Raw genomic sequence first — 22,907 nt, forward strand, 5'->3', positions numbered from 1 at the left:
CATCGTTGTAAGGGTGGGCTGCACCGGGGGTGCAGCCGGGTATGTAGTAAGAACGTTCGGCGCTGCGAAAAATTTACTCGGCGGCGGTGGCGGCGGCCAGGGCCCGGCCGAAGATCTCGGCGACGCGGTCGATTTCGGCGGCGGTGATCACCAGCGGCGGCAGGAAGCGCACCACCGCACCATGCCGGCCGCCCAGTTCGAGAATCAGCCCACGCTTGAGGCATTCGCGCTGCACCAGCGGTGCCAGACGCGCGAACGCGGGTGGGTGACCGAGCGCATCCGGCGCGCCGTTCGGGTCAACCAGTTCGACGCCGAGCATCAAGCCACGACCACGAATGTCGCCCAGTTGCGGGAAGTCGCGTTGCAGGATGCGCAGGTGTTCGCTCAGGCGTTCGCCCATGGCGGCGGCGTGTTCGCAGACCTTGTGCTCAAGCAGATAACGCATCACCGCGGAACCGGCGGCCATCGCCATCTGATTGCCACGGAACGTGCCCGCATGGGCGCCCGGTTGCCAGGTGTCGAGCCAGTCGCGATAAACCACCACCGCCAGCGGCAGGCTGCCGCCGATAGCTTTGGACAACACCACCACATCCGGGACGATACCGGCGTGTTCGAAGGCAAACATCTTGCCGGTACGCGCGAAACCGCTCTGGATCTCGTCGACGATCAGCGCCACACCGGCCTTTTCGGTGATTCGACGCAAGCCGCGCAGCCACTCGATATCGGCCGGAATCACCCCGCCCTCGCCCTGCACCGCTTCGACGATCACCGCTGCCGGCAACTGCACGCCGGCTTCAGGATCGTTGAGCAGGTTTTCCAGATAACTCAGGTTGGCTTTGACCCCGGCCGCGCCGCCGAGACCGAACGGGCAACGATAGTCATAAGGGAACGGCATGAATTGCACACCGTTGCTGAGCAAGGCGCCCAGCGGCTTTTTTGGCCCCAGACTGCCCATCAGGCTCAATGCGCCCTGGCTCATGCCGTGATAACCGCCGGAGAACGACAACACCGTGCTGCGCCCGGTGGCGGTGCGCACCAGTTTCAACGCGGCTTCCACCGCATCGGTACCGGTCGGGCCGCAGAACTGGATTTTCGCTTCGGCCGCCAGTGCTGGCGGCAGCAAACCGAACAGGTCCTGGACGAACTTATCCTTCACTGGCGTGGTCAGGTCGAGGGTGTGCAGCGGCAATTCATCCGCCAGTACTTGCTGAATAGCCTCGATCACCACCGGATGGTTGTGCCCCAACGCCAGAGTCCCGGCACCGGCCAGGCAGTCGATGAAGGTGCGGCCTTCGACATCCTCGACGTACAGGCCTTTGGCGCGCTTGAGTGCCAATGGAATGCGCCGCGGGTAGCTGCGGGCGTTGGATTCCTGCTGGCTCTGCCGGGCCAGCAGTGGTGATTCGTTGAACTGATACAGGGTTTCCGCCGGCGCGGAGCTGATCCGGGCCGACGACTCTTCGATAAGGCTGGTGGCGACTGACATCTCTCGACCCCTCAATACGCTATGGATAGTGACCAAAACTGCACACCGCACAGGTGCGCGTTCCGGTCGCGGGGCGCACATGCAGGTTTTCCTGTTCTGGAAACGCTTAAGCGGGGCGAGGATTTAGACCCTTGATCGAGATGTCAGTCGGACAATGGCAACAGCTTGTGCAGCGTAACGCGGTGCAAGCCCTGATCGCTGGCGCGTGGCACTGCATCGCAGTAGCCCAGATGCCGATAAAAAGCCGCGCCGCTACGGGTGCTGGCGATGCGCGCCTGCGGCACACCCCGAATCCGCAGCCAGCCTTCAAGGTCGGCCATCAGGGCGCGCCCTGCGCCACGGCGAAACCATTCCGGCTGCACATGACAAAAGCCTATCTCACCGCTGGCCGTGGCCATGCCGACACCCACCGGTTTGTCCTGCAACAAGGCGATATTCAGGTAGCAATGCGGGTCGGCAAGGTGCGCGCTGATGACGTCGGCAGATTGTCGGCCGATCCAGCGGCTGACCAGTTGCGGATCGTTGCGGTGTTCGAGCGCACAACCGACGCGAATCGATCGCTCGATGATGCGACTGATGATGCCGGCGTCGGCAGGTTTCGCCGGGCAGATGCAGATCGATGCTTCCATGGCGCGTTCCCTCAATCCATTGAGTCAGAGCAGCCCCGACCTTAACGCCGAGGCTGGCGAATCACCAACGCAGAGACGTTACATTTGATGTGCCACACCACAAATCCCCTAATGTGGGAGCGGGCTTGCTCGCGAAGGCGGCGTGCCAGTCAGCAACCTGTCGACTGACCGGACGCCTTCGCGAGCAAGCCCGCTCCCACAGGGGATTTTTGCTGGTTCAGACAGGTTGCAGCGGCATGGTCAACTCGACGCGCAAGCCATCCGGCCGGCTGTCGAAATGCAGGGTGCAGGCGCAGCGCTGGACGATGGCTTGCACGATGGCCAGGCCCAGTCCGCAGCCGGTGCTCTGGCCGTTGCGCCAGAAGCGTTGGGTCAGGTGCTGCAGATCTTCCGCCGCAATCCCCGGGCCGTGGTCGCGCACCACAAAACGGGCGCGCTGGCCGACCGTTTCCAGGCTCAGCTCCACCTCAGCATCCGCCGGGGTATGGCGCAGGGCGTTGTCGAGCAGATTGCGCAACGCGGCAATCGACAGCACCGCCGGCATTTGCACGGGCGCACTGGAGAGCTGCCTGGGCAATTGCAGCTTGATGCGCTGACGCTCGCCGCCGGCCGCATCCTGCATCGCAAGTTTCGCCACCTGTTCGGCGCTGCACTGCACGCCGTCATCGAACGACAGACTGCCCTCGACCCGCGCCAGCAACAGCAGTTGCTCCAGGGTGCGGTGCATGCGGTCGGCGCCCTCCTCGGCCCGGGCCAGCGACTGATCACGGGCACTGCCTTCGGTCATGCGTGCCACTTGCAGGTGGGTCTTGATCGCCGTCAACGGGCTGCGCAGTTCGTGGGCGGCATCACCGGTCAGGCGGCGTTCACGCTCGATGGTCTTGCCGATGCGCTGGAACAGCTGGTTCTGCGTATCGAGCAACGGTTTCAGTTCGCTGGGAAATGATTGCAATTGCAGCGGCTCAAGCGAGTCGGCATTACGTCGCATCAGTGCTTCGCGCAGCCGATTGAGCGGCGCCAGCCCCTGGCCGATGCCCAGCCACAACAGGCACAGGCAACCGAGCAACGCCACGCCCACCGGCACCGAGGCCGCCAGCAGGATCGACATGTTCAGCGCTTCGCGTTCGATCTGCCGATCGGCCGTGGTGATCCGCACGTCCCCCCGCGCGAGAGTGAAACTGCGCCACGGCGCGCCATCGATCATCTGATCGTGGAAGCCCATTTTTTCCGCTTCCAGGGTTTGCTCGGGACTGCTGTGACTACGGGCCAGAATTTCCCCGCGCAACGAACTGACCTGACAGGCCATGCCGCCGGGAATGTTCAATTGTTCGGCACTGAAATGGGTGCCCTCGCCCTTGCTCGGCAGCGCCGGCAGTTGCTCCAGCAGCCCGGCGACCATGCGCGCCGAGGCTACCAGCCGCTGGTCGAGGGAAAACATCATTTGATTGCGCAAGTCGCTGAGCATCCAGGCCGCAGCCAGCGCCCAGATCAGGGCGAACGCGGCGCCGAGGGTCAGACTCAGGCGCAGACGCAGACTCATCACTTCTGTTGTTCTCCACCATCGGCCGGCCCGAGGCGATAGCCCAGACCGCGCACGGTTTCGACGATACCCTTGCCGAGTTTGCTGCGCAGGTGATGGATGTGCACGTTGAGGGCGTTGCTCTCCAACTCGTCATTGAAACCGTACACGCTGTCCTTCAACTGCTCGGTGGACAGCACTCGGCCACGGTTGTGCAGCAGCGCCTGCAACAGCGATTGCTCGCGGCGCGACAAGTCCACCGGTTGCCCGGCCAACATGGTTTCGCGGCTGCTTGGATCGTAGGTCAGTGCGCCGTGTTCGATCAGGTTGACGCTGCGCCCGGCGACCCGGCGCAGCAGGGTTTGCAGACGCGCGAACAATTCACGCAGATCGAAGGGTTTGAGCAGGTAATCGTCAGCCCCGGCCTGCAAGCCATCCACGCGGTCGGTGACCGAGTCGCGTGCGGTCAGGATCAGCACCGGAATTTCCAGGCCTTGCTGACGCAGCTGTTGCAGCAACTTGAGGCCATCTTCGTCGGGCAGGCCGAGATCGAGCACCATCACGTCGAATTCGGCGACCTTGAGCATCGCCCGCGCTTTCGAGGCGGTGTTGACGTGCTCGACCGTCAAGCCCTGCGCCGTGAGACCGGCAACGATACCGCTGGCGATCAGTTCATCGTCTTCGCAAACCAGTACGTGCATGATCCGTCCCGTAGAAAAAAGCCGATTAGGCCGTTGGCCGATTAAGCTGACATTATGGCGCCCAACGCCACAGCGACAAGGGCGTGACGGTTAATCATCGGTTAATCGCCATCCACCATTGTGCCCACACTTGCACAGGGACAAGGCTCCTCCATGCGTCATTTTTTTCTTTTGTTTGCACTGCTGATCTCCGGCCTGGCCCAGGCGGGAAACAATCCATTCGAGACCAAACCGGAATTTCTCCCGGTCGACAAAGCCTTCGTGCTCACCTCCGAACGCCTTGAGTCCGGGGAAACCCAGCTGTTCTGGCAAATCACCGACGGCTATTACCTGTACCAGAAACGCCTGAAATTCGACGGTTTGACGGCAGAGCAGCAGCCGGCGCTGCCCGAGGGCGAGTCGCACAGTGACGAGTTCTTCGGTGAACAACCGGTGTATCGCCAAGGGCTGGAGGTGAAAGTCCCGGCCTCGGCCAGCGGTCAGATCAAGGTCAGTTACCAGGGCTGCGCCGATGCCGGCCTGTGTTATCCGCCGCAGACCCGGGTCATCGATCTGGGCGGCAAAGCGACGCCAACGGCCAGTGCCGAAGCACCGGATCAGGCCCTGGCCAGCAGCCTGCAACAACGGGCGCTGGGCTGGAGCCTGCTGGTGTTTTTCGGCCTCGGCCTGTTGCTGGCGTTCACCCCTTGTTCGTTGCCGATGCTGCCGATTCTGGCGGGCATGATTGTCGGCAGTGGTGCCACTCCGCGCCGTGGGTTCGCCCTGGCCAGCAGCTATGTGATCTGCATGGCGCTGGTGTATGCGGCGATGGGAGTAATCGCCGCGCTGCTCGGCGCCAACCTGCAGGCCTGGCTGCAAAATCCGTGGCTGCTCGGTGCCTTCGCTGCAGTGTTCGTGCTATTGGCGTTGCCGATGTTCGGCTTCTTTGAATTGCAATTGCCGGTGGCCCTGCGTGACCGCCTCGAACACGCTTCGCGCAGTCGCAGCGGCGGCAGCCTGATCGGTGCCGGGGTGCTCGGCGCGTTGTCCGGTCTGTTGGTCGGCCCGTGCATGACCGCGCCACTGGCCGGCGCTTTGCTGTACATCGCGCAGAGCGGCAATGCGCTGCACGGTGGCTTGATTCTGTTCGCGTTGGGCATCGGTATCGGGGTGCCGCTGTTGCTGTTGGTGACCGTCGGCAATCGCTTCCTGCCGAAACCTGGCGCGTGGATGAACCTGCTCAAGGGCATCTTCGGTTTCCTGTTCCTCGCGACCGCGCTGCTGATGCTGCGCCCGGTGCTGGACTCGTCGCTGTGGCTGGGCCTGTGTGGCGCACTGCTGCTGATCGCCGCGTTCTGCGCCTGGAAGCAATCGGACGGCTTCGGCCGGGTCGCCCAAGTGTTCGGCGCCAGCTCGCTGTTGCTCGGGTTGTGGGGCAGCCTGCTGCTGATCGGTGCCGCCGGTGGCAGCGACGACCCGTATCAACCGCTGCAGGTGTACAGCGCCGGCCGAGTCGCCAGCACCACGCCGAGCGGGCATGACGCGTTCACCACGATCAAGGATCCGGCCGCCCTGCAGCGCGAACTGGATAGCGCCAAGGCTCAGGGCCAGTGGGTGCTGCTCGATTACTACGCCGACTGGTGCGTGTCGTGCAAAGTCATGGAAAAACAGGTGTTCGGCAAGGACAAGGTCATGCAGGCACTCAGCGATGTGCGCCTGCTGCGCCTCGACGTCACTGCCGATAATGCCGCCAGCCGCGAGCTGCTCGGCCGCTACAAAGTCCCGGGGCCACCGAGTTTTGTCTGGATCGGCACCGACGGCGAAGAACGACGTAGCCAGCGCATCACCGGTGAGGTGGATGCCGAGACGTTCCTGCAACGCTGGACCACCACCCGAGACGCCAATTAAATGCTGACGTTCACCCTCGGCACCTTTGCCATCGCGCTTAACCACCTGCTGCTGATCAGTGCCCTGGCGCTGGCGACCTTTGTCGGCTGGCGGGTGGCCAAGCGTGGCGGCGATAACCCCGAGTCGGCGCTGTTCAGCCTGTTTCTGCTGGGCATGCTCGCGGCACGCGTGGCGTTTGTCGCCCTGTACTGGGGCCACTATCGCAACGATCCGTGGCAGATCATCGACCTGCGCGATGGTGGATTCCTCGCCTGGCCGGGGGTGATCGTGCTGCTGCTCGCCGCTCTCTATCGCGGCTGGCGTCGCCCGGGCCTGCGTCGGCCATTGGGGTTTGGCGTGGCCAGCGGCGTGCTGTTCTGGTTGTTGGCGACCCTGTCACTGAACATCTACGAACAAGGCACGCGCCTGCCGGAAATCACCCTGCGCAACGCCGCCGGGGAGACCATCCAGCTCAGCGACTATCAGGGCGGACCATTGGTGATCAACCTCTGGGCAACCTGGTGCCCACCGTGCCGGCGCGAGATGCCGGTGCTGGAAAACGCTCAACAACAACGCCCGGACCTGACCTTTCTGTTCGTCAATCAGGCCGAAAGCATGCAAAGCGTTGCCACCTTCCTGGAAACCCAGGGCCTGAGCCTGAACAACGTGCTGTTCGACCGCAGCGGTCGACTGGGTCAGGCCGTGGGCTCCATGGCGTTGCCGACTACGCTGTTCTATAGCCCTGACGGTCGCTTGCTGAGCAGTCATCTGGGCGAACTGTCGAACGCCAGCCTGGCCCGCGCCCTGGAAAATTTCGACATCCCGAATCCAACCGCCGCACCGGCCACCTCTGCAAGGAAACTGCCATGCCCCGCCTCCGCCACCTGCTGACGCTGACTCTGGGCACTGCCCTGCTGCACCTGCCGTCGGTGCAGGCCGCCGAAGAATTGCCCGCCGCGATCAAGCAGATCGAAGCCAAGGGCGCAAAAATCGTCGGCCAGTTCGACGCCCCGGACGGCTTGCGTGGTTATGCGGCGCAGTACCAGAACCGTGGCATGGCGTTGTACCTGACGCCGGACGGGAAACACGTGCTGCTCGGCAATCTGTACGACGCCGACGGCAAGGATCTGAGCAGCGAGCCGTTGCAGAAACTGGTCTATGCGCCGATGGCCAAGGAAATCTGGGGCAAGTTCGAAGCCAGCAACTGGATTCAGGACGGCAACAAGGACGCGCCGCGCACCGTGTACCTGTTCAGCGATCCCAACTGTCCGTACTGCAACATGTTCTGGGAACAGGCGCGACCATGGGTCAAGGCCGGCAAGGTGCAGCTGCGGCACATCATGGTCGGGATCATCCGCGAAGACAGCCCGGCGAAATCCGCCGCGCTGCTGGCGGCGAAAGATCCGGCCAAGGCCCTGGAAGATCACGAAAAGGCCGGCAAGGCCAGCACCCTGAAGCCGTTGAAAGACATTCCAAAAGCGGTGCAGACCAAACTGGCCGCCAACATGCAGTTGATGGAAGACCTGGAACTGCAGGCGACGCCGGCGATTTTCTACATGGATGACAAGGGTGAGCTGCAACAGCAGCAAGGCGCGCCTTCGCCGGAGAAACTGGCGAAAATTCTCGGGCCAAAGTGAGTCCGGCTTCTTTATTGCCTGATCGGGCCTCTTCGCGAGCAAGCCCGCTCCCACAGGGATCACCGCGGTCACTGTGGGAGCGGGCTTGCTCGCGAAAAGAACGATGACACGGTTTAGCGGTTGCGCTCAGCCAAAAAAGTAAACAACACCTCGCTCACAAACTGCGGATTCTCCAGGCTGGAAATATGCCCCGCCTCCGGCACCAGCACCCACGGGCAACCGATCAATTCAGCCATTTCCTGTGCCTCCGACGGCGGTCGCGGTTTGTCCTGATCGCCGCACAGCACCAGGGTGGTCGCGGCATTCAGTTCGCCCAGGCGCGGCAACAGATCATCACGGCTGAAGGTGATACGCCCCATCGGCACGATGCTTTCGCGCAGGCGATCCGCGGTGTAGGCCGCCAGTTTGGCGCGGAAGTCCTGATACAGCGCCGACTGCGGATCGATGCCCGGGCGGAAGAAGATCGGCACCACGATGTCGAGCAACTGAGGCGCAATCTCGCCGCTTTCCTCGATCTGCTTGAACAGCGAGAAATAGTACTGACGGGTTGGCTCAGGCTCGACGCCGACGTAGGTGTCGAGCAGTACCAGACCGTTGATCCGTTGCGGTGCCGACAACGCCAGACGCACGCCCCACATGCCGCCGACTGACAGCCCCGCCAGCGTTATCTGCTCGATCTGCAGGTGGTCGAGCAAGGCCTCGACCTGCCGCGCGATGTCATCCAGCGAGGTGGTGCCTTGCGGCAAGCGCCCGGATTCGCCGTGGCCCCACAGGTCCAGCGCAATCACCCGGTAGTGCGGCGACAGCGCAGCGATCTGCGGCGCCCACATGGCCGTGTCCCACAGATAGCTGCCCGCCAGCAACACGGCCGGGCCGGTGCCTTGATCAATGTAGTGCAGCGCTTGTCCGTCAACCGTGAAGAAAGGCATCGACCACCCCCGAGACAAAAAAGAGAACCGGCAGACTGAGCTGCCGGTTCATGATCGTCAACCGTGTAAATGTCTGAAAAATGTGCCGCCCCCAATCGCGAGCAGGCTCACTCCTACAAGGGAACGCATACCCAATGTAGGAGCGAGCCTGCTCGCGAAGGGGCCGGTACAGACGCCGAAGATTACAAGCCCTCCAGCTCCGCCATCAGATCATTCAAGCGATCCACTTTATCCTCGGTCATGTCACTCGCCGCCAGGCCTTCGATGTACTCGGCCAGTTCCTGCACCGTGCTGCACTCGAACATTGCCCGCAGCGGCACATCGCGTTGCAGGGTTTTCTGCACCCGCGAAGCGATCTGCGTGGCCAGCAATGAATGTCCGCCCAGTTCGAAGAAGTTGTCGCGCACGCCGACCTTGTCGACCTTGAGCACTTCGGCCCAGATGTCGGCCAGGGTCTGCTCCAGTTCGTTGCGCGGGGCCAGGTAATCCTCGCTCTGCAACTGGCCGATCTCCAGCGCCGGCAAGGCCTTGCGGTCGAGTTTGCCGTTGGCGTTGTGCGGCAGCTGATCGAGCCACAACCAGTGCAGCGGCACCATGTATTCCGGCAGTTCGCTGCGCAGGCGTTGCTTGATCCGCTCCAGACGTTCGCTCGGGTTGAGCGCCGAATCCGCCGCGACCAGATAGCCGACCAGGTGCTTGCCATTCACGCCTTCCTGCACGCCGACCGCCGCATCGCGGACTTCCGGTTGTTCGTGCAGACGCGCTTCGATTTCACCCAGTTCGATCCGGTAACCGCGAATCTTCACCTGATGGTCGACCCGGCCAACGTACTCCAGCACCCCGTCACTGCGCCGCCGCGCGAGGTCACCGGTGCGATACAGACGCTCGCCCGGCGCGCCGAACGGGTTGGGCACAAACACTGGCGCGGTGCGCAGCGGATCGCTGACGTAACCGCGACCGACGCCGGTCCCGGCCACGCACAACTCGCCCACCGCGCCCAGCGGCACCAGTTCCAGCGCGCCATCGACCAGGTACAGCAAGTTGTTGTCGGTCGGCGTACCGATCGGCAAATAGCTGCCGCGAGTCGAAGCCATGTCCACACGGAAGAACGCCACGTCATCGGAGCATTCCGCCGGGCCGTAAGCGTTGACCAGACCGATCTGCGGATAACGCAGCAGCCATTGGTGCGCGAGTTCCGGCGGCATGGCTTCACCGGTCGGCAACATCCAGCGCAGGCCGTCGAGGCTCAGGCGATCGGAAGCGAGCATGCCCTGAATCAGCGACGGCACACTCTCCAACACGGTGATGCCCTGCGCCTGCACATGCACCAGCAACCCCTGCGGATCGTGAGCGATAGTGTTCGGCACAATGTCCACCCGCGCCCCGAACAGCGGCGCGGCGAGGAACTGCCAGACCGAAATATCGAAGCTTTGCGAAGCGGTCTGCGCGATCACGTCGGCGTCCGTCAGTTGCAGGTACGGCACCTTGCTCAACTGGTTGTTGAGCATGCCGCGCTGCTCGACCATCACGCCTTTCGGCAACCCGGTCGAACCCGAGGTGTAGATCACGTAGGCCAGGTTGTCTGGGCCACTGTAGATTCCCGGGTTGTGCAGCGATGTCGCCAGCGCCTGCACTTCTTCCCAGACCAACAGCCGTGGACGGTTGGCGCAGCTGAACTCATCGAGCAAAGTCTGCGCCTGTTGGCGGCAGGCTTCGCTGCACACCAGCACTGGCGTGCGGCTCAGCTCGATGATCCGCTGCAGACGCTGGCTCGGCAGGCCCGGATCCAGCGGCAGGTAACCGGCACCGGCCTTGAAGCTGCCGATGATCATCCCCAAAAGATCCAGATTACGTTCGGCCAGCAACGCTACCGGTTGATCCAACTGCACCCCGGCGGCGACCAGTGCTTGGCCGAGGCGGTTGGCGTTGAGGTTGAGCTCGGCATAGCTCAGTTGCTGATCAAGGCAAGTGGCGGCGATGCGCTGCGGATGCGCCGCGACCTGCGCTTCGAACAGCGCCACGTAGCTCTGCTCCAGCGGATAATCGTGCGCGCTCTGGTTGCAGCCGTGCAGCAGGAAGTCCTGCTCCTCGGCCCCCAGCAGCGGCAAATCAGCCATGTCACCGTGGAAGCCATCGACCAATGCCAGCAGCAGGCGCTTGAACTCACCGAGCATGCGCTCGATGGTCGATTCGTCGAAGTAGCGCTGGTCATAGGACAGATGCAGGCCGAGGTCATCGCCCGGGTAGCACACCGCCGTCAGCGGGAAGTTGGTGTGGGTACGACCAGAGTCCGACGTAGCGTTGAGGCTCTGTGCACGGTCCAGCACCGAGACTTCCACCGGCGCGTTCTCGAACACGAACAGACTGTCGAACAGCGGTTGGCCTTTCGGCAATTCGCTCTGCTCCTGGATGTTCACCAGCGGCAGGTATTCGTACTCGCGCAGTTGCATGTTGCTGTCGAGCAAAGCGCTCAGCCACTGCCGCACACTGCTGCGCTGATCGTCCTCAGGCATTTTCACCCGCAGCGCAATGCTGTTGATGAACAGACCGACGGTGCGTTGCATCTCCGGCATTTCCACCGGGCGCCCGGCCACGGTGACGCCGAACAGCACGTCGCGATCACCGCTCAGACGGCGCAGCACCAGTGCCCACGCCGCTTGGGCGAAGGTGTTGATGGTCAGTTGATGGGCCTGGGCCAGCTCGCGCAGACGGGCGCCGTCCTCGACATTCAGTCGCGTGTAGCGGTCGCCAACGATCATGCCGCCGCTTTCGCCCGCGTGTTCGCGCAGGAACGGTCGGTCGCTCGGGATCGGTGTGGTGCGCTCGAAACCTTGCAGGTTCTGCTGCCACCACTGACGCGCCTCGGCCAGGCTCTGGCGTTGCAGCCAGCCGATGTAGTCGCGGTAACGCGGCGGCACCGACAACTGTGCTTCGCGACCTTCACCGAGGGCGGTGTAAATCTCGAAGAAATCGTTCATCAGCAGCGAACGGCACCAGGCATCGATGAGGATGTGGTGGTTGCTCATCATGAACCAGTAACGCGCCGCGCCGACCTTGATCAGGCGCAGGTGGAACGGTGCCTGATTGAGCAGATCGAACCCGGCCTCACGCTCGCTTTTCAGCAGCGCTTGCAGCTTCGGTTCTTGCTCGTCCTCGGCGATGGCGCTCCAGTCCAGGTACTCGATCGGCGTACGACCCGGGGTGTGGATCACTTGCAGCATGTCTTCGCCGACGTTCCAGCAGAACGACGCACGCAGCGCTTCATGACGGGCGACCACCGCTTGCCAGGCTTGGGCGAAACGCTCGGGATCGAGCTCGCTGTTGATCCGGTAGCGATCCTGCATGTAGTACAGACCGGTGCCCGGTTCGAGCAAGGTGTGCAGCAACATGCCTTCCTGCATCGGCGTCAGCGGATAGACGTCTTCGATCTGCGCCGCCGGCACCGGCAGTGCATCGAGTTGCGCCTGGGTCAATTTCGCCAGCGGGAAGTCCGAAGGCGTCAGGCCACCGGCCGTGTCTTGCAGGCAATGTTCGATCAGGCTTTGCAGCTCGCCGAGGTAGGCGTCGGCCAGATCGTTGATGGTTTGCGCCTCGTAGCGCTCGCCACTGAAAGTCCAGCGCAGCAGCAGTTCGCCGCCGTACACCTGACTGTCGATGCTCAACTCGTTGGGCAACGGCGCCTGCGGATCGTGGGCCGCACCGACCGGCTCGTCCAGCGGACGGAACAGCGCATCACTGGCGAAGCTCTGGTCGAACTGGCCGAGGTAGTTGAAGGTCACCGGAGCATTCGGCAACGCCGCCATGCTGCGCTGGCTGAGGTCATCGGCCAGATAACGCAGCACGCCATAACCGAGGCCTTTGTGAGGTACCGCGCGCAGTTGCTCCTTGATCGCCTTGATCGAAGCGCCCTGCCCGGCGGCCTCTTCGATGTTGTGCGGGGTCAGGCGTAATGGATAGGCACTGGTGAACCAGCCGACGGTGCGGGTCAGGTCGATCTCGTCGAACAGGGTTTCGCGGCCGTGGCCTTCCAGTTGAATCAATGCCGACGGCTGCCCGCTCCAACGGCACAGCACACGGGCCAGCGCGGTCAGCAGCAGGTCGTTGACCTGCGTGCGGTAGGCGCGCGGTGCCTGTTGCAGCAGTTGTTGGGTACGCTCGGCATCCAGGCGCACGCTGACGGTTTGCGCGTGACGATTCTGTTGTCCGCCCTGCGGGTTTTCGCACGGCAGATCGGCGTTCGATCCGGCCAGTTGGGTTTGCCACCAGTTCAGTTCTTCACGCAGTGATTCGCTGCCGGCATAGGCCTGCAAACGTGCAGCCCAGTCTTTGAAGGCACTGGTTTTTGCCGGCAGTTTTACCGACTGTTCGGCGTCGAGCTGGCGATACACGGTTTGCAGGTCGTCGAGCAATACGCGCCACGACACACCGTCGACCACCAGGTGATGGATCGCAATAAACAGGCGTTGCTGCCCTTCGGGACCATCGACCAGCAAGGCGCGCAGCAGCGGGCCGTTCTGCAGATCGAGACTGCGCTGGGCATCGGCGAACAGCGCTGCGCACTGGTCCATCGCCGCCACCCGCACCTGCCACAACACCTCGGCGTCGGATACCGGTTGATGCGTGACCTGCCATTGATCGTTGGCCTGAGTGAAGCGCAGACGCAGGGCGTCGTGCTGTTCGATCACTGCCAGCAGCGCCTGCTCCAGACGATGCGGTTCCAGCGCCACTGTCGGTTCCAGCAGCAACGCCTGGTTCCAGTGTTGACGCTCAGGAATATCAGTGTCGAAGAACCAGTGTTGAATCGGCGTCATCGCCGACTCACCGAGCACCAGTCCCTGCTCGGCAGTGACTTGCTCGCTGCGGCTGGCGACAGCGGCGAGGGTCTGCACGGTCTGATGCTGGAACAGATCCCGTGGACTGAAATGAATGCCCTGCTGCCGCGCTCGGCTGACCACTTGAATCGACAGGATCGAGTCGCCGCCGAGTTCGAAGAAGTTGTCGTTGAGACCGACCTGTTCGACGTTGAGCACCTCGCACCAGATCTGTGCCAGGGTCTGCTCCAACTCGCTGCTCGGGGCGACGTAGTGCTGACGATTCAGCTCGGGATCCGGTGCCGGCAAGGCGCGGCGGTCGAGTTTGCCGTTGGCGGTCAGCGGCATGCTCGCCAGCAGGATCAGGTGCGTCGGCACCATGTAGTCCGGCAATTGCGCCTTGAGGTGCGACTTCAGTGCTTCACGCAGTTCGGCCTGTTGCGCTTCGCCTTGCTCGGCGACTTCGCTGACCAGGTAGCCCACCAGTTGCTTGCCGCTCGGCGCATCCAGCGCCAGCACCACCGCTTCGCGGATCGAGTGGTGATCGAGCAGACGGGTTTCGATCTCGCCCAGCTCGATGCGGAAACCACGGATTTTCACCTGATGGTCAATCCGGCCCAGGTACTCCACCAACCCATCGGCACGCTGGCGCACCAAGTCGCCGGTGCGGTACATGCGTCCACCATCGGCGGCAAACGGGTCGGCGACGAAACGCTCGGCGCTGATGCCCGGACGGTCGTGATAGCCCTGCGCCAGACCGGCGCCGCCGACGAACAATTCACCGGTCGCGCCTTGCGGCACCAACGCCAGATCGGCGTCGAGAATGTACGCCACGCGGTCACCGATCACGCTGCCGATCGGCACGCTGCCGGCGCCCTCTTCCAGCACTTCCGGGGCGAGACTGGCGAGCGGCATGACCACGGTTTCAGTCGGACCATAGGCGTTGAAGAACAGGCTCGGTTTGAACGCGGCGCGAATCCGTTGCAGGTGCTCGCCAGTCAGCGCTTCGCCGCCGGTGATGATCATCCGCACCGGCAGAGTTTCCTTCTGCGTGGCGAGGAACTGCGCCAGCTGGCTGCCGTAGCTCGGGGTGAAGCCGAGCACATTGATCCGGTGGGTGCGGATCAACCCGCAGATTTCTTCCGCATCCCACTGCCCTTGCGCTCGCAGCACCACCTGCGCGCCGCTGAGCAACGGCACCAGCAGACGCTCGGTGGCGGCGTCGAAGTTGATCGAATAGAAGTGCAGCTCGCAGTCGTCGGGGCGCATGCCGAAACGTTCGATCACGGCCTGGCAATGCATGGCGATTTCACCGTGGGACACCACCACGCCTTTCGGCTTGCCGGTCGAGCCCGAGGTGTAAATCAGATAGGCCTGATGCTGCGGCAGGCTGATAAAGGGCAGCTCAGTGGCCGGGTAATCCACCAGCGCCGCGCTGTCATCTTCCAGGCACCAGCGCGCCACGCTCGACGGCAAATCGCCGAGGGCGGTGAACATCGCGCGGTCGCTGAGCAGCAGACCGATGCGGCTGTCTTCGATCATGTAGTGCAGGCGATCGAGCGGGTATTCCGGGTCCAGCGGCACATAAGCGCCGCCGGCCTTGAGGATCGCCAGCAGGCCGACGACCATTTCCAGCGAACGCTCCAGCGCCAGACCGACCCGCACTTGCGGGCCGACCCCACGCTCACGCAGGGCCCAGGCCAGGCGATTGGCGCGGGCATCGAGTTCGGCGTAGCTCAAAGTCTGTCCGGCGAAAGTCAGGGCCGGGGCATCTTTGCGCGCCAGCGCCTGCTCGGCGAACAGATGATGGATGCACTGATCGAGACGACGTTCGCCCGGTTCAACGCCGAGGCTGTCGAGCAATTGCTGTTGTTCAGTCGGGTCGAGCAGCGGCAACTGGCTCAGACGCTGTTGCGGATCGGCGATCAACGCTTCCAGCAGGTTGCGCCAATGTTTGGCCATGCGCGCAATGGTCGGTTCATCGAACAGATCGGTGCTGTAGGTCAGGCAGCAACCGAGGCGATGGTCGAGGTCGGTGACTTCCAGGTTGAGGTCGAACTTGGTCGCCCGCGCATCGTTGGCCAGGTACTCGACGGTCATCCCGGCGAGCATGCGGCTCTGCTGGAACTCCCAGCGCTGCACGTTGCACATCACCTGGAACAACGGGTTGTACGCCGCGCTGCGTGGTGGTTGCAGCGCTTCGACCAGATGATCGAACGGCAGGTCCTGATGCGACTGGCCTTCGATAACGGTGTGGCGCACTTGCTCGAACAGTTCGCCGACCGACATCTGGCCGTCGAGCTGGCAACGCAGCACCTGAGTATTGAGGAATGCGCCGATCAGCCCTTCGCTTTCCGGACGAATCCGGTTGGCCACCGGCGCGCCGATGCGCAGGTCGGTCTGGCCGCTGTAGCGGTAGAGCAAGGTGGCGAGCGCAGCGGTCATGGTCATGAACAGGGTCAGACCGTTTTGCGCATTGAACGCACGGACGCGGGCGGCAAGATCGTCGCTCAGGTCGAAACGGAACAGCTCGCCCTGGTGGCTTTGCACCGGTGGCCGCGGACGGTCGCCGGGCAGTTCCAGCAGCGGATGTTCGCGACCGAGTTGCGCGGTCCAGTAGTCGAGCTGGCGCTGACGCTCACCTGACTCCAGCCACTGCCGTTGCCAGACGCTGTAATCGAGGTACTGCACCGGCAACGCTTCGAGCGGCGAGTCGCGGTCATCAACAAAGGCTTCGTACAGCGCGCTGAGCTCGCGGGCAAAAATATCCATCGCCCAGCCTTCGGTGACGATGTGATGCAGGGTCAGCACGAAGTAGTGTTCGTGCTCGGCGGTCTTCACCAGACAGGCGCGCAGCAGCGGGCCGCTTTCCAGGTCGAACGGCAGATGCGCCTCGTCATCGGCCAGTTGCTGGACCCGCTGCTCACGCTGGTCAGCCGGCAGTTTCGAGAAATCTTTCCAGCCCATGCGCACGCCAGTCTCGGCATGCACCTGTTGACGGGCCACGCCATCGACGCTCGGGAACGTGGTGCGCAGGGTTTCGTGGCGCAGGATCAACGCCTGCAAGGCTGCCTCGAAATGCTCGACGTGCAATACGCCGCGCAGGCGCGCCATGCCGCCGACGTTGTACGCCGGGCTGTCCGGCTCCATCTGCCAGAGGAACCACATGCGCTGTTGCGAGTACGATAACGGCACCGGTTTGCTGCGATCGACTTTGGCAATCGGTGGCTGTTGGTTGGTCTGGCCGCTGGCCTGGATCAGGCGGATCTGCTCGGCGAAATCGCCGAGTTCGCTGTGCTCGAACAAGGCGCGCAACGGCAACTCGACGTCACAGGCCTGACGGCTACGCGAGATGATTTGTGTGGCCAGCAACGAGTGCCCGCCGAGGGCGAAGAAGTCGTCGCGCAGACCGATCCGTGGCAGACCCAACACTTCGCGCCAGATCCCGGCGATCTGTTGTTCCAGCTCTGTGACCGGTTCGACGTGTTCACGCACTTGCCACTGCGGCTCAGGCAAGGCGCGACGGTCGAGTTTGCCGCTTGGGCTCAGGGGCATCGCGTCCAGGCGCATCAATTGCGCCGGGACCATGTATTCCGGCAGTTCGCCGGCCAGTGCGGTTTTCAGGCGGGCGATCTGTGCGTCCTGATCTTCGCTGGCATCGACAGCGGTGAAGTAGCCGATCAGTTGCGCGCCGGCTGCGGTTTCCCGCACCAGTACCACGGCTTGAGCGACGCCGTCCTGGGCCAGCAGGCGCGCTTCGATTTCTTCCGGTTCAACGCGGAAACCACGCAGTTTGACCTGCTGATCGAGGCGCCCGAGGTATTCGATCACGCCGTCCGCGGTCCAGCGTGCACAGTCACCGGTGCGGTACAAACGTGCGCCCCGCTCGCCCAACGGGTCGACCACAAAGCGCTCGGCCGTCAGCGCCGGACGACCGAGGTAACCCCGGGCCAGACCGATGCCGCTGATGCACAGTTCACCCGGCACACCGGCCGGCACGGGATTGAGATCCGCGTCGAGCACGCGGCAGATCACGTTGCCCAGCGGCCGGCCAATTGGCGAACGCTCGCCGTCGGCCGTGGTGCAGTGCCAGTGGGTGACGTTGATCGCGGTTTCGGTCGGGCCGTAACGGTTGTGCAGTTGCACCGCCGGCAGCTGCGCCAGCACGCGGTTGCGCAGTTCCGCCGGCAGCGCTTCACCGCCGGAGAACACCCGGCGCAGGCTGGAGCATTCGGCGCTCAGCGGTTCATCGATGAACAGCGAAAGCAGTGGCGGCACGAAGTGCAGCGTGGTCACGCCATATTCTTGCACCAGTTGCGCGATGCGATGCGGATCACGGTGCTCACCGGGGCCGGCGATCAGCAGACGCGCGCCAGTGATCAGCGGCCAGAAGCATTCCCACACCGATACGTCGAAACTGATCGGCGCCTTTTGCATCAGCACGTCGCTGTCATTCAGGCGATAGCTGTTCTGCATCCACTGCAGCCGTTCGGCCAACGCGACGTGGGTGTTGCCGACGCCCTTCGGTTGACCAGTGGAGCCGGAGGTGTAAATCACGTAGGCGAGATTGTCGCCGTGCAGGTGCAGACCCGGTGCCTGGCTCGGCCAGTTTTCCAGGTGCAACGCGTCCATGGCGATCACGCTGACGCCGTCACTGGCCGGCAAGCGATCGAGCAATGCGGTCTGGGTCAGTAGCAGTTCGACGCCGCTGTCGCTGAGCATGTAAGCCAAGCGCTCGGCCGGATAATCCGGATCCAGCGGCACATAGGCGCCACCGGCCTTGATGATCGCCAGCAGGCCGATCAGCAGTTGCGGCGAACGCTCGGCGGCAATCGCCACGCACACGTCCGGGCCGACACCTTTGTCGCGCAGATAGTGCGCGAGGCGGTTGGCCTGGGAGTGCAATTCGGCAAAATCGAGACTGCCGCCGTCCCACACCAGCGCGGTGCGCTCCGGGGTCCGCCGCGCCTGTTCGTTGAGCAGCTCCGGCAGCCATTGCTGCGCCGGGGTGCACGGGGCGACGCTCCACGCTTGTTGCTGTTCCTGCTCGCACGGAGTCAGCAATGGCAGGTCGCCGATCGCCTGTTGCGGTTGTTCGCAGACGGCGCGCAGCAGGTTGCTGAAGTGTTCGGCCAGACGCTCGATGGTCGCCGCGTCGAACAGTTCATCGGCGTAGTCGAAGGACAAGGTCAGTCGCCCGTTGCGATCCTCTTCACTGTGCAGTTGCAGGTCGAACTTGGCCTCGCGGCTGTGCCACGGCAACTCTTCGGCGAGCAGGCCCGGCAGGCGTTTGAGCGCACTCAAGTCGCGTTGCTGGTGGTTGAACATGACCTGGAACAGACCTTGTTCGCGAGCCTGCGGGAACGCTTCGAGCAGTTGTTCGAACGGCAGATCCTGATGGGCCTGCGCACCCAGTGCAGCCTCGCGTGTCTGCGCCAGCAACTCGACAAACGACAGCCGCGAATCAACCTCGGCACGCAGCACCTGGGTGTTGATGAAGAAGCCGATCAGACCCTGGGTTTCGAGGCGCGGACGGTTGGCGTTGGGGATGCCGATGCGGATATCGCGTTGACCGCTGTAGCGGTGCAGCAGGCTCTGGAACGCCGAGAGCAACAGCATGAACGGCGTCGATTGATGCGCCTGCGCAGTCTGCTTGATCGCGTCGCTGAGGCTGACGCCGAGGCGCACGCTGTGGCGCGCGGCGCTGTGCAATTGTCTGGCTGAACGCGGGTGGTCGGTGGCCAGTTCCAGCACCGGATGTTCGTCGCCCAGTTGCGCTTTCCAGTACGCCAGTTGTCGCTCGCCCTCACCTTGCGTCAGCCATTGGCGCTGCCAACTGCCGTAGTCGGCGTATTGGGTCGGCAGTGGCGCGAGTTCTGCGCGCTGGCCTTGGGATGCCGCAGCGTACAGGCGCGAGAATTCGTCGAGCAGCACGTTCAGCGACCAACCGTCGGCGATGATGTGGTGCAGGGTCACCAGAAGCTGATGATCTTCATCGTCGAGACGCACCAGCGTCACCCACAGCAGCGGGCCTTTTTCCAGATCGAACTGAGTGCGCGCCTCGTCCTCGCGGATCTGTTGCGCACGGGCTTCACGTTCGTGCGCCGGCAGGTCGCTGATGTCGATCAGTTGCAGGTTGAATTCAGGTGCGGCGTCGACTTGTTGCAGCGCTACACCGTCACGCTCGAAGAAGCGCGTGCGCAGTGACTCGTGGCGCTCGATCAGTTGCTGGAAGCTGGCGCGCAACGCATCTTCATCCAGCTCGCCGCGCAGACGCAGGGCGCCGGGAATGTTATAGGCGCTGCTGTGCGGGTCGAGTTGCCAGGTGATCCACAGTCGGTTTTGCGCCAGCGATTGCGGCAGTGCTTCGCTGCGCGACAAGGCGTTGATTGCGCCTTGGACGTTGCCGCCATCCTGTTGCTGCTGCGCCACGGCAGCGGCGAACGCGGACAGGGTCGGCGCTTCGAACAGCAGGCGCAGGTTCAACTCCAGCGCCAGTTCTTCGCGGACCCGGGCGATCACTTGCGTGGCGGCAATCGAGTTGCCGCCGAGCAGGAAGAAGTGGTCGTCGGCGTTGACCTGTTTGAGATTGAGTTGCTCGGCCCAAATCTTGCCGATCAGGGCTTCCAGCTCCGAAGCTGCCAGGCTCGATTCGCTACTTTGCACCTCGGCGAACGGGAACACCGCGTAGCTGTCGAGGCTGCCGTCGACCAGACGATTGCGGCACGCCGAGCGTTGCAACTTGCCGCTGGACGTCTTCGGCAGCGCGCCCGGGTTGAGCAGCACCACCACGCTCGGTGCTTCCTGATACGCCTCGGCCACTGCCTGGCGAATGGCTTTGATCAGTGCTTCTGGCGGCAGGATTTTTTGCACGCTGCGGCTGATTTCTGCGGCGATGCCAATACCTTCTTCGCCGTCCTGAGTGACCGCGAATGCCGCGACGCGACCTTTGCGCACCACTTCCACTTCACGCTCGACGGTTTGCTCGATGTCCTGCGGATAGAGGTTGTGACCGCGCACGATCAGCATGTCTTTCAGGCGCCCGGTGATGAACAGTTCACCGTCGCGGATGAAGCCCAGATCGCCAGTGCGCAGCCAGGTGCGGCCGGCGTGCTGAACGAAGGTCTTGGCGCTGGCCTCGGGATTGCGCCAGTAGCCGTGAGCGATGCTCGGGCCGGCGGCCCAGACTTCACCGACGAGGTTGTCAGCCAGTTCGTTTAGCGTTACCGGATCGACGATTAGCACCGCATGTTCAGGCTGGCTGATGCCGCAACTCATGATCGGGCTGCCGTCGCCCGGCTCGGCGCGGTTTTGCGCCAGTGCCTGATCATCGACGCGCAGCGCAGGAATGCCCGTGCCGCGCGGTGTGCCGGCGACGAACAGGGTCGCCTCGGCCAGACCATAGGAGGCCATGAAGCTGTCTTCGCTGAAGCCGCACGGGGTGAACTTCTCGGCGAAGCGCTCAAGGGTATCGAGACGGATCGGTTCGGAGCCGGAATAGGCCACCCGCCAGCGGCTCAGGTCGAGGCGCTCCAGTGCTGATTCGCTGACCCGCTCGCTGCACAGACGGTAGGCGAAATCCGGCCCGCCGCTGATGGTGCCGCCGTATTGGCTGATCGCTTCAAGCCAGCGCAACGGGCGACCGAGGAAGTACGCCGGCGACATCAGGATGCACGGCACGCCGCTGAAAATCGGCTGCAGCAATCCGCCGATCAGGCCCATGTCGTGGTACAGCGGCAGCCAGCTGACGATCACGTCGTCGGGGTTCACGTCGATGCCGAAACCGTGGCGAATCAGCAGCTCGTTGGCCACCAGATTACCGTGGCTGACCTGCACGCCTTTGGGCAGCGCGGTGGAGCCGGAGGTGTATTGCAGAAAGGCGATGTGGTCCTGCGGCAGGGTCGGCTCAATCCAGGCCTCGGCCAGGGCGTTGTCGAGGGTATCGACGCACAGCAACGGCGGCGCGCCGTCGATTTGCTGCAAGGCATCGCGCAGGTCGGCACTGGTCAGCAGCAGACGCGGTTCGGCGTCGGCAATGATCGACAGCAGGCGTTCCTGGTGATGCCGACGGGAGGACTCCGGCGGATAGGCCGGCACCGCGATCACCCCGGCGTACAGGCAACCGAAAAACGCCGCGACGTAATCCGCGCCGCTGGGAAACAGCAGCACCGCGCGATCACCGAGCTCAGCCTGGGCTTGCAACGCGGCAGCAATGGTACGCGCGCGTTGATCCAGTTCGCGGTAACTGAGCACCACGCCCTGCTCCTCGGTTTCGGCGAGAAAGCGCAGGGCCAGGCGATCCGGCGTCTGTGCCGCACGGCGCTGGAGGGCTTGGACCAGAGTGCTGGGGAGTTCGAACGCGTCGGTCATGAGGTTTCCTGCCTGAATTCGGCTTGCTAAGTGGAATCGGGTTGCTGCGTCACGCCGGTCGAGGGCGTGCAGGGCGCGGTCTGTGCCGACCGCGCAAGGCATCGGAATGCTGTCTGGCCGGGGCTCGGTACCCGGAACCATTCACCAATGAGAACGGATGACGTCTTGAAATAATTAGTCGGCAGGCTGGATCGCCAATGGGGCTGGGGTGTGGCGGTGTGTCGCAGTTCTCGATTCGCACCTTTACGGAGCATTAGTTCTCTTTCTCAATTGACAATCATTATCATTCAACATAATTTGTCGCTCGATGTGTAGGACGGCCCCGTCCCCCAGGCGTCCCACTAACCTATTGGCAGCAAGGTGATTTCCATGACGGAACAAGTATCCACAAGCAGGTGCGATTCACCGCTACTTCAGGCCTTCGTCGACAATCGACTGATTCTGGTGAAGATTGCAGCACGCATTACCGGCTGCCGTTCACGCGCCGAAGATGTGGTGCAGGATGCGTTCTTCCGCTTGCAGTCGGCCCCGCCGATCACGTCGTCGATCAAGGCGCAATTGAGTTACCTGTTCCAGATCGTGCGCAACCTCGCCATCGATCACTACCGTAAACAGGCGCTGGAACAGAAGTACTCGGGTCCCGAAGAGGAAGGGTTGAATGTGGTCATTCAAGGCGCTTCGCCGGAAACCTCGCATATCAACTTCTCGACGCTGGAACACATCGCCGACGCGCTGACCGAACTGCCCAGCCGCACCCGCTACGCCTTCGAGATGTACCGTCTGCACGGCGTGCCGCAAAAGGACATCGCCAAGGAACTCGGCGTCTCGCCAACCCTGGTCAATTTCATGATTCGCGATGCGCTGGTGCACTGCCGCAAGGTCTCGGGCAGTCGTGGGGATGCGGCTTCGATGGGTCGTCGTTAATCAGCGAAATCGTGGTAACCCCATTCGCGAGCAGG

10 protein-coding genes are annotated in these 22,907 nt (G+C 63.3%); 4 read left to right on the top strand and 6 right to left on the bottom strand.

What is annotated here, in order from left to right:
* Positions 1 to 73 precede the first annotated feature (73 nt).
* The 4 genes from CRO59_RS15210 to CRO59_RS15225 all read right to left on the bottom strand — a co-directional run bounded on the left by CRO59_RS15210 (position 74) and on the right by CRO59_RS15225 (position 4,335).
* Complete coding sequence (locus tag CRO59_RS15210; protein WP_097088259.1) at positions 74 to 1,486, bottom strand: aspartate aminotransferase family protein; 1,413 nt, start codon at positions 1,484 to 1,486, stop codon at positions 74 to 76.
* Between the two features lie 143 nt (positions 1,487 to 1,629).
* On the bottom strand, positions 1,630 to 2,115 hold the full coding sequence (locus tag CRO59_RS15215; protein WP_097088262.1) for a GNAT family N-acetyltransferase: 486 nt from the start codon (positions 2,113 to 2,115) through the stop codon (positions 1,630 to 1,632).
* A gap of 217 nt (positions 2,116 to 2,332) precedes the next feature.
* Positions 2,333 to 3,655, bottom strand: coding sequence for an ATP-binding protein (locus CRO59_RS15220; RefSeq protein ID WP_097088264.1), 1,323 nt, complete (start codon positions 3,653 to 3,655; stop codon positions 2,333 to 2,335).
* Positions 3,655 to 4,335: a response regulator gene (locus CRO59_RS15225; RefSeq protein ID WP_096794987.1), complete on the bottom strand. Its 681-nt coding sequence runs from the start codon at positions 4,333 to 4,335 to the stop codon at positions 3,655 to 3,657. Before CRO59_RS15225 ends, CRO59_RS15220 begins: the two co-directional genes overlap by 1 nt.
* Positions 4,336 to 4,488: 153 nt before the next feature.
* Here CRO59_RS15225 and dsbD point away from each other — a divergent pair, with 153 nt between their 5' ends.
* From dsbD to dsbG, 3 genes are read left to right on the top strand one after another with little or no spacing between them, the layout of a single operon-like run.
* Entirely contained in the window at positions 4,489 to 6,222 is a 1,734-nt protein-coding gene (gene dsbD, locus CRO59_RS15230) for a protein-disulfide reductase DsbD (RefSeq protein WP_097088265.1), read from the top strand.
* A complete protein-coding gene (locus CRO59_RS15235; RefSeq protein ID WP_003226672.1) occupies positions 6,223 to 7,092 on the top strand; it encodes a TlpA disulfide reductase family protein in 870 nt (289 codons plus the stop codon). It abuts the gene before it with no gap.
* Positions 7,068 to 7,838, top strand: coding sequence for a thiol:disulfide interchange protein DsbG (gene dsbG / locus CRO59_RS15240; RefSeq protein ID WP_027613399.1), 771 nt, complete (start codon positions 7,068 to 7,070; stop codon positions 7,836 to 7,838). The genes CRO59_RS15235 and dsbG overlap by 25 nt, the downstream gene beginning before the upstream one ends.
* 113 nt (positions 7,839 to 7,951) lie before the next feature.
* Here dsbG and CRO59_RS15245 read toward each other — a convergent pair whose 3' ends face one another.
* Complete coding sequence (locus tag CRO59_RS15245; RefSeq protein ID WP_027613400.1) at positions 7,952 to 8,767, bottom strand: alpha/beta fold hydrolase; 816 nt, start codon at positions 8,765 to 8,767, stop codon at positions 7,952 to 7,954.
* A gap of 182 nt (positions 8,768 to 8,949) precedes the next feature.
* On the bottom strand, positions 8,950 to 21,948 hold the full coding sequence (locus CRO59_RS15250) for a non-ribosomal peptide synthetase (protein ID WP_097088267.1): 12,999 nt from the start codon (positions 21,946 to 21,948) through the stop codon (positions 8,950 to 8,952).
* A gap of 369 nt (positions 21,949 to 22,317) precedes the next feature.
* On the opposite strand from CRO59_RS15250, the gene CRO59_RS15255 reads away from it, so the two are divergent.
* The gene (locus tag CRO59_RS15255; RefSeq protein ID WP_027613402.1) at positions 22,318 to 22,872 is read left to right on the top strand and encodes an RNA polymerase factor sigma-70; all 555 of its coding nucleotides are present in this window, start codon (positions 22,318 to 22,320) and stop codon (positions 22,870 to 22,872) included.
* Positions 22,873 to 22,907: the final 35 nt, after the last annotated feature.

The sequence above is a fragment of the Pseudomonas sp. LAMO17WK12:I5 genome (genome assembly GCF_900215165.1).
In the GTDB taxonomy this organism is placed as follows: domain Bacteria; phylum Pseudomonadota; class Gammaproteobacteria; order Pseudomonadales; family Pseudomonadaceae; genus Aquipseudomonas; species Aquipseudomonas putida_A.